Raw genomic sequence first — 13,992 nt, forward strand, 5'->3', positions numbered from 1 at the left:
GTTCTAAAAGCCACCTTAGCAAGATTTCATCCATTGTTCATGTATCTTCGTTGTCTTTTGCAAAGTCATCGTGTTGTCTTGCAAAAGGGGCGACGAATCAGGGAATAGTTAATACTAAAGAAAAGATAAATTAATACAGACTGAATCATTGGTAACGATTATGCGCAGTATTCCGAAGAAGTCGGATTCAGTAATCAAGCAGCTCACCGATCAAATCATCGCTTCAGGGCAGATGACCCGCGCGCAGCACCTCCATCTAGCCTCTACTTTGCTGGCTGAAAAAAAAGTCACCGATGAAGACCGCAGCCAAATTAACCGCATTTTTGACTACGTGCAGACAGGACGCCTTAAGCTAATCGATTAACAGAGGACAATGATGAGGCAACAATTTTGGCTGGAGATAATGCAGAAGCCGATGATTTGCCAGAATATTTTTCTATCTGGCGATCGCTATAATTCGCCCTGCTGGTTAGTACCATCGGCACTTATTCCTCAATTCTTTGGGCTGGAATTTCAACAGCACTAATGTCAATTGTTCCGGGTGGGGTCAAACGATGAAACTGCCCATTGTCTGCCTTTAAAGGTTCGCTACAGTTTGGACAGCTAAACTCAGCCTGATTCAGGCTCATAAATTCATACTGGCAAACTGGGCAGGCAGACTCAATTAAGTTTCGCTTTAACCACCATTGAAAGCCCAGGAATGCAACGATAGGAGCAATCAAAATCAGTCCAATCAAGATCAGAAATGACTTGACCAGCCACCCCAACCCAATGGCTCCCAACAGCCACAGAATAGCGAAGGGCAAAAGCAAACGGCTGGCTCCGGCAAGCCCTACTTGAATATTTTTAAGACTGTCCTGATTCACAATAAGCTCCGGTAAGCGACTGAGTTGGGATACTTCCATCCTACTGAGAATTCACAGTAGCGCTATTCGGGCAATTTCTCTAGTTTATGGGAGGTATCCTCACCTGGGTAACGTCCATTGTCTATGGTGTAAGTGCTTTCCCGGGATTTCTTAAGAAATTTCCAACCATGTAGATAGGTGTCAGATGTCAGGTGTTAGATGTTAGGAATAGTAGGTAGATTTACGTCAAGCTCTAGTAGTAGCTGTGGTGTAAGATGGTACCCCTTGTTCAACTCGATTTCAACGCCAGTGCCAACAAACAGCGCCATACCGCCAAGTTCCCAGGTTGAATCATCGCCGATCGAAACCCGGTGAGAATAGCATCCAGCTTGTCACCATTTTCATGCTGCTTACAGGCGGTGCCAATGAGCAAATTCTGAATATGCTCTGCGGCTGTATAAGGTTGACCACTTTTATTGCGTGGTGGAATCGCTGGACAACCTCTCTGGATGTCGTCTTTTCCCTCTAACCGACGCTGTTTTTGATAAACGCGGGCAATATCATCGAAAAATTCGCGTTCTACAGAGCTGATTGTGTGGGTAATGGACTCTGCATGTAACCGATACTGGTAGTGGATCGAGGGATCATACCAAACTCTATGGCAATCCCCTAGCCTCAACTGTAGATCGATATCCTCACCTGTCCAGAAGTAGTCGCGAAAGCCCCCCAAGTTGCGAAATACGTCTGTACGAATGGCAAACGTGCAAAAGTGGGTACGGGTGATTCCATTTTGCAGCTCATCAGTAATCTCTTCGGCATTAGCCCCACAGTTGAACTGAATCACTAACAGTCCTTTAGAGTCAATGGCAGAATAATTGCCACAAATTGCTCCAAACTCCGGGTGGTTTTGCAGCCAACAGACCTGTTCTCCCAGTCGTTGATGGGGGTAAAGATCGTCAGCATCGCAGCGCATAACGATTTCACCACAAGCGGCTTCTAAGCCTGTGTTCATGGCTGCCGCAATACCTTTGCCAGAGTTATTGATCACTCGTATGCGAGGGTCATCCAGTTGGGCAACTTTTTCCAGGGAGGCATCTGTACAACCATCGTTAACAACGATCACCTCTAGGGGAATGTCTTGTTCACACAGGATGGAGATCAGTGCATCCGCTACGAACTTTTCGGCATTGTATAAGGGCACAATGACGCTGGCAATCACTGGCTGAGTTGAATGCACCATTCGCAATTCTATTCACTCCTTTTGAGATAGGACAGTACCAGGCATTGCGAAAGACTAGTGGTCTGTCAAGAATTATTTTGTGGGTTGAAAACCCCAAAATAATAACCCCTTTCCTATCCCAGACTCACAAACACAAAGTTGACAAACCACTAGTAAACATAGAAATAAAGACTACCAAGCGAGTGCCGCCTGAATATTTAACGTGAGTAGTTAACCTGAAGTATTGAAACGGTATCCCGCTAATGTTCAACAGTAGCTAAAAACAAGTGTAGATTCCAGGCGGTACATCCACCCAGAGGATTTGAAAGCGGACCGTCCCTGTAAGTCAACAATAGAATTCCCCAGAATACTGATATTGTGGCAGTTTTTGAAGAGTTTAATTTTTTTAGCCCTCCTAATTCAGATGCAAACGCCTTTTCAAAGGGTCAGGGGTCAGGATCAGACTCAGGTGGTGCATCGGGTAATGGTTTAATCGCCGCACAAATGAGTAACCGCCACCCTTCCAAGCTAAGGGGCAAGGCACTAACCGCACGCCAACCATAAAGCAATGCTGTCTGACGCTGACGGCTATTGAATGCCCACCAACCATATTGCAGCATAAAGTGATGGCGAGAAGCGCGATCGCCCTCTGGTCGCCAGACATTTCCCGCCTCAAACTGTCCCTGAATGCCCCGCCGCTGCCACGCTTGTTCGCAGGCGTGCTGCGCCTCCAGGCGTTGGGAGATGGGATTTCTACCGCTAACTGAATTGGGATGAATCCGGTATTGCAGCACCGGCTGGGGCAGGTTTGCCAGTTTCCCAATCTCACCCAGTTTGAGCCAGACATCTAAATCATGGGCTGAACGGTAAGCTTCATCGTAACCACCTATTTTTTCTAAGGCATAGCGCCGAATCATAGCACAGGGGTGGCAGATGCTTCCATGCCCTGCCAGAGCCGCCTTTTGAATCTCTGCATCGGTTTGGGGGAGTGCCAGAAAGGTGAGTAACCGTCCTGCATCATCAATCAGGTGGTGGGACCCACCGACACAGATCACCGCTGGATGTTGTCGTAGAAAATCAATTTGAAGGGCAAACCGTTCTGGTAAAGCAATATCGTCCGCATCCATAACGGCAATGAACGCGCCTCTGGCTTGCTGCAACATCTGATTGCGGGTACGGGACACTCCCTGATTGGGATTGCTAGTGAGACGAATTCTCTGATCCTTCTCAGCATAGGGTTTGAGTACGGATAGGGAATTGTCCGTCGAGCCATCGTCTGCAATCAAAAACTCAAAGTCACCCAGGGTTTGTGCCAGGATGCTGTCGACCGCCTGAGCGACATAGCGCTCAGCATTATAAACCGGCATCATGACCGAAATCAGGGGCATCTGGCTCATTCCATTTTCCCCTCTGGTAAGGGCTTGACTACAGCACAGGTCAGTAACCTCCAACCTTCTAAATCAAAGGGTTTAGTGGCGATCGCCCGACTACCGTACAGCATGGCAGTCCGGCGCTGGCAGCTATTGAATGCCCACCAGCCATATTGCAGCATAAAACGATGGCGGGAGTCATTGTCAGCACTGGGACGCCATTCTCCCGTTGCCTCAAACTGCCCTTCAATGCCGCGCCGCTTCCAGGCACGTTCACAGGCGATGCGGGACTGTTCCGTGACCCAATCAGGATTTTGTCCGCTAATGGAACGGGTGTGGAGCCGATATTGCACAACCGGCTCTGGTAAATTTGCCAGTTTGCCAACCTCACCCATTCGCATCCACAAATCTAAGTCTTCACAGGCAGGTACCGCTTCATCGTAGCCACCCAGGGAGATCGCGATCGCTCGACGAAACATGACCGTTGGATGGTGAATCCCCCCCAAACCCGCCAATAGTTGCTTTTGAATTTCAGCATCCACTTCCGGCACATCAAAGCAAGTTAATAGCAGGCGACTGCCCTCGTCAATTAACTGGTAAGCACTGCCGAGACACACCACGTCTGGATTGCTGTTCAAAAACTCAACTTGACGCGCAAATCGATTGGGTAAAGCCACATCATCCGCATCCATCCGCGCAATCAACTCACCTGTTGCCTGGTCCAATAGTTCGTTCAATGCCCCCACCAAACCTGTATTAGGGCGGCTAATCAGGCGAATACGCGAGTCTTTTCGGGCATAGCTTTGTAAAATTTCCAGCGATCGATCTGTGGAACCATCATCCAGAATCAAAAACTCAAAATCGCTCAAGGTCTGAGCTAGGATGCTCTCCACCGCTTCGGCGACATACCGCTCGCCGTTGTAAACCGGCATTAGCACAGAAAGGGTAGGGGCACTCTTCATATCAGATAACTTGTCTTGGGTGACGGTTTGATTAAGGCACATGCCAAGAGTTTCCAACTTTCAAAGGCAGTCGGTTGAAGGGCGATCGCTTCTAACCCACAGGATGCCGCAGTTCTGCGGTAGCCCTGGCAAAAAGCCCACCAACCGTACTGGTACAAGAAATTAAGTTGAGAAGCCAGATCGGGAGTAGGGCGATACCACAAGGATGGAATCTTGTAGCATCCTTCGACTCCCCGCCGCTGCCATGCTCGTTTACACGCTTCCTGTGCCATTTCTTGCTGATAGAGAATGTTTTTGGCGCTCACAGATTCTCGATGGAATCGGTATTTCAAGACAATATCCTTAAGATTAGCTAACATACCAATCTCGCCCAGTCTTAGCAGCATGTCCAGATCCTCGACTGTCACCATTGAGGAATCATAACCGCCGATCTTTAAAATCGCCTCCCGTCGAATCATGGCGCAGGGATGATTGATAATGGTGCTGCCTGAAAGGAGTTGCTGTTGAATTTCCCCATTACGCTCTGGCATAGTTGCCAGGGAAACCGTTCTCCCTTTAGGGTCAATAATCTCAAATGCCCCACCCACACAGACCACCTCTGGATTCTGCTGCAAAAAACTGACCTGATGGGCAAACCGATGGGGAGTAGAAAGGTCATCAGCATCCATTCGAGCCAAAAAATCACCTTTGGCAAGCCCTAGCATTTCGTTCAGGGTATCAATCAACCCCCGGTTTTCGCGGCTAATTAGACGAATGCGCTTGTCTTTCCCAGCATAGCTTCGCAATATAGCAGGGGAACCATCCGTTGAACCGTCATCAATTATGATCAACTCAAAGTCAGTCAAAGTTTGCGCCAGAATACTGTCGATCGCCTCAGCAATGTACTTCTCAGCATTGTAAACAGGCAATAGAACTGAAACAACGGGAGCATTCATGGGAATTCAGGCTTTGGTAACGGTTTCAGTAGGGCGCAGGCAAGGAGTTTCCAGGCTTGCCAGTTTTGCGGACGGATGGCGATCGCTCGCGTACCACAGCGTCTTGCGACATCCCTTTTGCCTGCCATAAAGCCCTCCCATCCGCACTTTAGCCAGAAATCATCCTGTTTTAAGTGATCGGCGGGTTGACGAATAAACTCTGCTTGAATTCCCCGTCGCTGCCATGCTCGCTGGCAAGCTGTCAGAGCATCCTGGCTTTGCCGGAGTTGTTTGGCATGAGTCACTGATTGAGGATGTAACCGATACTGCATCAAGGATTCTTTAACATTTGCCAGTTTGCCAATTTCCCCCAATTTCAGCCACAAATCTAGGTCAGCAGAGGTTTTAAGGGTTTCATCATAACCGCCGACTGCTGCTATCCCTACCCAGCGAGCCATCGCACAAGGGTGATGCAGTAGAGAAATACCGCCCAGCATTAGTTTTTGTAATTCCTCATCGCTCTCAGGCATAGAGCAGTGACCAATAAAACGTCCTTGCTCGTCAATCCAATCCAGTGAACTACCGAGGCAAATGACATCAGGATGGCGCTGAAGAAATTCCACCTGTCGCCCAAATCGCTCCGGCAAGGCAATGTCATCGGCATCCATACGGGCAATGAATTCTCCCTGTGCCAGCTTTAACATCTCATTCAAGGTTTTAGTCAAACCACGATTTTCACGGCTGATCAGGCGAATGCGGGTATCTTTTGCCGCATAATCTTGCAGGATGGCTAAGGATCGATCGATCGAACCATCGTCTGTAATGATGAACTCAAAGTCTTTAAAGGTTTGTGCCAGAATGCTATCAATTGCCTGAGCCAGATACTGCTCTGAGTTGTATACAGACATCAAAACACTCACTTGAGGGTTCAAATCATTCATGGCTCCACTAAAGGTTGTTGGCTTGAGTAATTGACATTACTAGTAATTAATAGCTCAGCTAAAACTCAGAATTAAACCTCATCAACTAAGAAGACCAGGAAATATTTGTACGAGCATGGTTAACCATTAAGTCTCGCTGGTTTTGGGTATTCTCCCAGCCACCAACAGGAATGTAATTCTCAATTCTTGTTGGGTACACTTCAAAGTCGAGAGAGTCAACTGAAGGTAAATGATTACCTTTTAGAAAAAGCTGCATCATTGGAGACCAAAACTTTGTTCTCCAATACCCCGACTGCCTGCTAAATTGCGGAATAAACAGTTTGCCAATATTTTGGGAGGCAAATGCTAGGGCAAGGGAAAAGGTACTCATTCCAACAATTAAATTCCTGGCACTTAGAATAGTACTGACATCCTCAGCAAGGCTTAAAGCCTGAATTCTAATTCCTGGTATAATTTGCTTTAATTGAGAAATACAGGGATTTTTAAGATCGCTCTGAGTCACAATGACAATATCTTTAAAGTTAAATTTATCGATGATTTCCAGATAAAAACTTAATGGCGGCTGAATGTAAGCCCCGTGAACATCTTGAGTATTAAAAATATCGCCCGATCGCAGATGAATCACAAGCGTTTCATCGCCAATTGATTCATCTCTTTCATAAGGAATGAGTGGCAGAACGCGATCGCGGAGTATCTGCCTGTAATGATGTAAGTCTGGCTTGAATGGGGACAGATCATATTGATAGAAAAAGGTCCTGTAGAGCAATGGTTTCCATTGCGACATGGCACTAGAACCGCTGCGCAGGTCAGCCAGCAATAGAATAGATGCTGAAGCACCTCCATCAAACATACGGTCTGAGACAATTGAATGGACGGGGTATTGGCTTGGAATGTTTAAAAATGAATGCGAAGGAAGATGGAGCGTTGACCCAGATTTTTTCGCCAGGAACTCAGCATGGGCAATCTGAATCATATTATTGCCCAGATCACAGAACCAATATTTGACATAAATAGGCTGGTTAAACGATTTGAGCCACACCAGTAGCTTGGTAAAACGTAGCAAAATCAACATAAAAAAGTAAGGAATTGCCAGCACTCTTTTAAGTCTACTCATTCAATCTTTCCTATCAGTGAATTTACCTCAGGTAGACAAAATGCAGGACTATTTACATTGCAACGAGTTGCCATTTCCGAGTCTGGTAATACATGCCTCGATTCAACTTTTCGTTGCCATCGACATTAAATATTAAGGATTCATAGGCATCGAGGGAATAGAGCGTCCCATCCTTTAAATAGGTACTCAAAATATACGAACCCGGTAGCAACCCCAGGTAAGGCAGATATACCCGCAACTCATACTCACCTGGCAACACTTCAAACATTTCATCATCGTAAGCACTGCTCATGTGCAGCACCAGGCTGTTATCTTGAGCAGGCTGACGGATTGCCAAAAAAACGCTTATTTTTCCGAAAGGCTGATGGACATTGCAGGAAACACAGAAATAGGATGGTTCTCCACTGACAGGAGAATCTATCAGTTCACCTGCCGCATCTCTGAAGTAAATGCCTGTAATATCTGCACCAGCACTTTCCTGAATCGCTTTTGGTGGAACAGAAAACGGTACTGACTTTTTCCCTGTATTGACAACAAACAGATCTTGCTCGTATTGATCCATGATGGAACGAGCATCCCCTTGAGCCACTAAACGTCCTTCAGCCAAATACATGGCGGATTCACAGAGGTTTAAGATGCCCTGAAAAAAATGACTGACAATCACAAATGCTGTGCCCTGCTGGCGCAGTTCCGCTAATTTGCGATCGCACTTTGACCGGAATTTGATATCCCCAACCGACAGAACCTCATCCATCAGTAGAATGTCCGGTTCCGTGTGAATGGCACAGGCAAATCCTAGTCGAGCCGCCATGCCGGAGCTATAGCTATGCACTGGCGAGTCCAGTGCCTCTCCAATTTCAGCAAAGGCAACCACACTATCCAGACGCTGATCAATTTCCTTCTTAGATAACCCCAGAATGGACATATTGGCATAAATATTCTCCCGCCCCGTTAAAACTGGGCTAAACCCAGCACCCAGGGCAATTAAGGGAGCTACCCGTCCCTTAACTCGAACACTCCCTTCATCCGGACGAATCAATCCACTAATAATTCGCAGTAAGGTCGTTTTCCCACTCCCATTCACCCCTACTAAGCCCATTGACTCTCCGCGACGTAACTTGAGGCTGACATCTTTTAATGCCCAAAATTCTCGCGCTCTTAACCGATCAGTGCGCTGCCGGATTCCCAGCATTTCACCGGTTATGTCTTGCAGCCCGTAAAAGAGCGATCGCTTGAGGCTGCGACAAAACTTTTTGGAAACCCCTTCCACAGAAAGGACGATCTCATCATCCAGGGTAGGGGCTGAAGATCCCTCTGAAATCGATGTCATCACGAACTCATCCTCTCAACCACAAAGGGCATCGCAACCCGGTAAAATAACCAGCCAAACAAAAGCCCGCCAATGGCAAGCCCACTCATGAGCCAGAACCCCTGGGGATTGGATACAACACCCGTTGTTGCCAGATCTCTAATTGTTACCAGCAAAGGCGTTACTGGGTTCAATTGCACAAGGGTAGCAAACGTTCCCGCTTGAGGAACCGGATAAATCACCGGAGTCAGGAAGAGCCATAAACCCAATACCAACGTTAACCCCTTAGGAATGTCCTCATAGAGAGCAGCGATTGGAGCCAGGATCATGCCAATACCAGTTCCCAGGGCAATCAGGTGGATAAGGGCAACTGGCGAAAGAATCACTGTCCATGCGACGGGCATCTTGAACCAGATGAACAAACCCACGATCAGAATTAGCTTAATACCAAAGTTAAAGAAAACCTGCCCTAACTGAGACAGAATGATCGCTTCACGGGGAAAGTTGATCCGGGACAGCATCGGTTTAGCCGTACTGACTGCCTGGATGGGTCCGTTGACGGCTTCGGTAAAAGTTTGCCACAGCGCCACACTGAACATGACATAGGCGGGGTAGGGCAGATCCGTTGCGCCCACGTTCAAAATTTTGGCATTATTTGCCAGGGTTAAGCCCGCGGCAGTGGCGATCGCTGGCACAAATGCCCAAAAAATCCCCAAAAAGGACTGTCGATACTGGGCACTGATGTCTCTAACAAGCAAACGCCATGCCAGTTCCCGCGATGCCAGCAGGTCACGCCCCATCTCTTGCACTAACTGAAGGGGATGCCTTAAACGGCTCTCTGGAGTGTAAATGACCTCAGGCAAATGCTGCCGCTGCTCCCGCATACAAATCTGTCTCAACAATATAAAGTTGCAAAGCTATTTCGATGGGGTGAAAAATTAACAGCCTGAACAGCTCTTAAACATTTCCCATGTCAGGATACTTCAACATCTTTACAAAATGTAGATCCCGTGTGCCGCAATCCTATCTCACCGCAAACTACTTGCCATGCTCCTATTAATCCCATCCCTTCACCAAAACTTCACTATTGATATCTATAGAGCTTACGCAAACCTCGGAGTTTTGCACCAAAAAGGAGCCATACGATATAACACATATCTATTTGACGAATTAAGCAAAGAGGTCTGCCACTGGAATGTGAAAATCTTGCAGAATAGTTTGGGTACTCGCGGTTTCCGATTCATTCAATATCAGCCATTGCTCTGAGGTGATGATCATGACCAATCGATTTTCAGGAAACAGCAACCAGACTTCCTGACAGCCCGATCGCAAGTACTCCCGCGCCTTACTGAATAACATTTCTGCCGAATCATCCGGCGAAGCAACCTCTCCAAGCAACGGATAGCTGTGAGGAAAGATATTGGGTTGACCGTACTGTTCCAGTAGTTCAGCCGTGAGGTACGCCACATCTGGGCGACGCCTCTGTTTATCGGTGCGACAGGGAGCTTCTGGATAAACTTTGCCCCCCTGCCCGGTGGTTACTAAATGTTGTCTCCAGGCGTAAACTAAATTCCCTTGAGCGGCAGCGTGGCTCAGTGTCATTCCTGTTTTCTTAATCAGCTCCCCATCCACCTCTTCCATGCCTTCAGGCACCTCATCATAGTAATCCGGCGGTAGATGGGAGTCGTCATAATCCTTTTCATCCTCATCCAGGGGCATGGAGGTAATGACCATAATGTTGACCTGGGGTATGGAACTCTGCGTACACCTATTATGTAATGTGCAGTCATGTGAGCGGTATTACCATTGAGCCATCCAATTTCTACCCCAGAGAATCCAATTTTCCAGGCAATTGAGAAATTGCGGAGTCTGACCCAGATCAGCATTCAATCAAACTGGCGTTATTGGGATGGAGATTTGCCCGTTATTGAAGCGGTTCAACCAGAAACCTGGCAAGCCTGGGCGATCGCAGACCTGAACGCCAGAAACCATATCGCCTGGGCAAAAGGACAAAACATTCGCTGGTTAGGGCACCTCATCACCATTCCCCCAGAACTGCAAGGCTATCCACTCCAGGGGCTATGTTTGCGACTGGCTCTAACCTGGTGGGCAGAAATCGCTCAGATTTTCGTCAACGGACAGTTGGTGCAGGAAGGGGATTTGTTCGATTGCTCCACTCGACTGCTATTAAGTCCCGGAGTCACCCCCGGAGAGAAAATTGCGATCGCCCTCCGCCTGGTCAGTCCCGGTCACGACGATGGTGCCCTGGTCAAATCCCTCTGTCTCTACGAGTCCCCTTCCCCTGACTATCCCCTCGAACCCGGTTTCATCGCCGACGAACTCGCCGTCCTGCACAAGTACCTGGAAACCTTCGCCCCCGAAAAGCTAGCTATCCTATCCGATGCGATCGCTCAAATTGACTGGTCAACCTTACCGCCTAACACCTATCACCTGTCCGCGACCTTCAATCATTCGCTGAGACAACTCCGCGATCGCCTCCTTCCCCTCACTCCTTTCCTCAAACAGCGTAAAATCAGCCTCCTCGGTCATGCCCACCTGGATATGGCATGGCTGTGGACGGTCGAAGAAACCTGGAAAGCCGCCGAACGCACCTTTGAATCCGTCCTTGCCCTGCAACAAGACTTTCCAGAACTGATCTTTTGCCATTCCACCCCTGCCCTCTACGAGTGGATTGAACAAAATCGCCCCAACCTGTTCGCCCGCATTCAACAGCAGGTGAAAGCTGGAAAATGGGAGCCGATTGGCGGACTCTGGGTAGAACCGGAATTAAACCTGATCAGTGGGGAGGCGATCGTGCGCCACATCCTTTACGGACAACGCTACTTTCAGGAAAAGTTTGGCAGCATCAACCGCATTGCCTGGTTGCCCGACACCTTTGGTTTTAACTGGCAGCTACCCCAATTCCTCAAACAGGGCGGCATTGATTACTTCGTCACCCAAAAACTTCGCTGGAACGACACCAACCAGTTTCCCTACGAGCTTTTTCAGTGGCAGGCTCCCGGTGGTAGCCAAATTCTCAGCCTCATGTCTGCTCCCATTGGTGAAGGCATTGATCCAGTCAAAATGGCAACCTACGCCTGCGACTGGGAAGCGAAAACAGGCAATTCCTCTACCCTCTGGCTCCCTGGTGTAGGCGACCACGGCGGCGGACCCACCCGCGATATGTTGAAAGTGGCGCGGCGGTGGCAACAGTCGCCGTTCTTTCCCCAACTGGAATTCTCCACTGCCTTAGATTATCTACAAGATCTCGAAGCAACCTATCAGAAGGGCGCAACCTCAGACTTGCCTGTTGATCGGGATAACAGGGCGATCGAAGCTCCGAACATCAACGCTGAACCTCAGAGTATTAGCGGTGAAGCTCAAAGTATCAACGCTGAACCTCAAACATTCAGCCGTGAACCTCTAAGCATTAATGATGAATCTCAAAGCATCAATCCTGAATCCCAAGCATTTAAGAATCAAGCTCAGAACATCAGCCCTGAACCTCAAAGTGTCAACCACGAACCTCAGAACATCGCAAATGAAGCTCAAAACTTAAACTCCTCCCCCTCCCCCTCCCTCCCCCTCTGGAACTCCGACCTCTACTTAGAATTCCATCGTGGGTGCTATACCACTCATGCTGATCAGAAGCAGTGGAATCGGGGCTGCGAACAGAGGCTTTACCAGGCAGAGCTATACGCTGCCCTTGCGGCTAGTGCGGCTGACACGCCCTACCCAAAAGCACAGCTCGAAACAGCCTGGAAGCAGGTTTTATTTAATCAGTTTCACGACATTCTTCCTGGTTCTGCTATCCGAAGAGTGTATCAAGACGCTGAGCAAGTATGGATAAATACTGCCGCCGCAGCTAGAGATATTACCCATGAAGCACTGAGCGCGATCGCTGCCCAAATTTCTCTCCCTCCACCACCCCACCCTGATGCTAGAGCAATTGTTGTTTTTAATCCCTGTAGTTGGGAGCGTTCCCAGATTGCCAGTGTCGATATTTCAGAGAAACTTACAAATGTTGAACTGCTCACCAAATTCGAGGAATATGAGCAGAACACCTTCTATGATTGGCATCTATGTGACCTGGAAGGTCAGGAAATCGAAGCTCCCTTCTGCGCCTTCATGAAAAGCACTGATAGCTATAGCTGGTTACTCACTTTTCTTGCTGAAAACATCCCGGCACTCGGCTATCGCTGCTACTGGACCTACCCCCGTCTCGCTCGCCACAATAGAAAATCCATAGAAGAGGGGTATGTTTTAGAAAATAAGTTCCTACAAGTCGAAGTTAATCCGACGACAGGGGACTTATCCCGCATTTTTGACAAAATAAATCAGCGAGAAGTTCTTAATAGTGCAGGAAATCAACTCCAAGCTTTTAGAGATGAGGACCAATACTGGGATGCTTGGAACATTGATCCGAATTATGGAAAGTATTCCCTCCCCCCTGCTGAACTACTGAGAATAACCTCATGTGACAATGCACAATTGCATAATTCGCTTGTTAAAAACATCATGGTTGAGCGCAGAATCGGTCAATCTGTTATCAGCCAAGCTTATTTTCTTGAACGGGAATCGCCTGTTCTAAGAATTGAAACATTTATCGATAATTGGCAGGAACGGCATATTTTAGTCAAAGCGGCATTTCCATTGAATTTAGAGGTAGATTACGCGACCTATGAAATTCCCTGTGGAGTAATTGAGCGAACCACAAAGCCAGAGAGCGATCGCGAAAAAGCTCAGTGGGAAGTTCCCGCCATGCACTGGGCTGATTTGAGCGATGGACATTATGGGGTCAGTCTGCTAAACAACTGCAAGTACGGCTATGACGCACAACCCGGACAACTCCGGATAACCCTACTGCGCGGCTCAGAATGGCCCGACCCAGAAGCCGATAAAGGACATCATTCCTTCACCTATGCAATTTATCCCCATGCAGGCGACTGGAAAACAGCCCAAACGGTACAAAAGGGATATGAGCTAAATATGCCGCTTCAGGCAATGGTTATTTCTCCAAATGGAGCGTCCCATGCTAACCCCCTACCTCCAACAGGTTCCCTGCTCAACTTAGGAGCCGAAAACCTGGTACTCATGTCCTTTAAGCAATCAGAGGATAACTCCAACGAATACATTCTGCGCTGTTACGAGTGCCACGGCGAAACCGCAGAGCTAAAGCTGCAAAGCGAACTCAATTTGAGCCTCCAGCATCCCGTTGACCTGCTAGAGCGCCCCACAGACTCTCCTAAAGTTGAGGGGCAAACTGTAACAGTTCACCCCTGGAAGATTGCAAGCTTTAAGGTTTCTGCCAGCTAATT

The 13,992-nt window shown here is 48.1% G+C and carries 12 protein-coding genes; 2 read left to right on the forward strand and 10 right to left on the reverse strand.

The features are described 5' to 3' along the window. Nucleotides 1-160 precede the first annotated feature (160 nt). Complete coding sequence (locus tag AC1S52_RS09345) at nt 161-364, forward strand: hypothetical protein (protein WP_482028720.1); 204 nt, start codon at nt 161-163, stop codon at nt 362-364. A 121-nt stretch (nt 365-485) separates the two neighbouring features. Here the strand turns inward: AC1S52_RS09345 and AC1S52_RS09350 are convergent, their stop codons facing one another. The 10 genes from AC1S52_RS09350 to AC1S52_RS09395 form a co-directional block, all read right to left on the reverse strand. After that, a complete protein-coding gene (locus AC1S52_RS09350; RefSeq protein WP_482028721.1) occupies nt 486-905 on the reverse strand; it encodes a hypothetical protein in 420 nt (139 codons plus the stop codon). A 229-nt stretch (nt 906-1,134) separates the two neighbouring features. After that, nucleotides 1,135-2,085: a glycosyltransferase family 2 protein gene (locus AC1S52_RS09355; RefSeq protein WP_482028722.1), complete on the reverse strand. Its 951-nt coding sequence runs from the start codon at nt 2,083-2,085 to the stop codon at nt 1,135-1,137. A 425-nt stretch (nt 2,086-2,510) separates the two neighbouring features. After that, on the reverse strand, nt 2,511-3,461 hold the full coding sequence (locus AC1S52_RS09360) for a glycosyltransferase family 2 protein (protein WP_482028723.1): 951 nt from the start codon (nt 3,459-3,461) through the stop codon (nt 2,511-2,513). Next, complete coding sequence (locus AC1S52_RS09365) at nt 3,458-4,438, reverse strand: glycosyltransferase family 2 protein (RefSeq protein WP_482028724.1); 981 nt, start codon at nt 4,436-4,438, stop codon at nt 3,458-3,460. Before AC1S52_RS09365 ends, AC1S52_RS09360 begins: the two co-directional genes overlap by 4 nt. Further along, nucleotides 4,393-5,331 (reverse strand): glycosyltransferase family 2 protein, encoded by a 939-nt coding sequence (locus AC1S52_RS09370; RefSeq protein WP_482028725.1) that lies wholly within the window; start codon nt 5,329-5,331, stop codon nt 4,393-4,395. The genes AC1S52_RS09365 and AC1S52_RS09370 overlap by 46 nt, the downstream gene beginning before the upstream one ends. After that, on the reverse strand, nt 5,328-6,251 hold the full coding sequence (locus tag AC1S52_RS09375; RefSeq protein ID WP_482028726.1) for a glycosyltransferase: 924 nt from the start codon (nt 6,249-6,251) through the stop codon (nt 5,328-5,330). Before AC1S52_RS09375 ends, AC1S52_RS09370 begins: the two co-directional genes overlap by 4 nt. An 85-nt stretch (nt 6,252-6,336) precedes the next feature. Continuing rightward, entirely contained in the window at nt 6,337-7,365 is a 1,029-nt protein-coding gene (locus AC1S52_RS09380; RefSeq protein ID WP_482028727.1) for an O-fucosyltransferase family protein, read from the reverse strand. A gap of 52 nt (nt 7,366-7,417) precedes the next feature. Then, on the reverse strand, nt 7,418-8,695 hold the full coding sequence (locus AC1S52_RS09385) for an ABC transporter ATP-binding protein (protein ID WP_482028728.1): 1,278 nt from the start codon (nt 8,693-8,695) through the stop codon (nt 7,418-7,420). After that, nucleotides 8,695-9,558: an ABC transporter permease gene (locus tag AC1S52_RS09390; RefSeq protein ID WP_482028729.1), complete on the reverse strand. Its 864-nt coding sequence runs from the start codon at nt 9,556-9,558 to the stop codon at nt 8,695-8,697. Before AC1S52_RS09390 ends, AC1S52_RS09385 begins: the two co-directional genes overlap by 1 nt. Nucleotides 9,559-9,844: 286 nt before the next feature. Next, nucleotides 9,845-10,408 (reverse strand): Uma2 family endonuclease, encoded by a 564-nt coding sequence (locus tag AC1S52_RS09395; RefSeq protein ID WP_482028730.1) that lies wholly within the window; start codon nt 10,406-10,408, stop codon nt 9,845-9,847. Between the two features lie 72 nt (nt 10,409-10,480). On the opposite strand from AC1S52_RS09395, the gene AC1S52_RS09400 reads away from it, so the two are divergent. Beyond that, the gene (locus AC1S52_RS09400) at nt 10,481-13,990 is read left to right on the forward strand and encodes an alpha-mannosidase (protein WP_482028731.1); all 3,510 of its coding nucleotides are present in this window, start codon (nt 10,481-10,483) and stop codon (nt 13,988-13,990) included. Nucleotides 13,991-13,992: the final 2 nt, after the last annotated feature.

The sequence above is a fragment of the Kovacikia sp. CALU 1929 genome, assembly GCF_056784235.1.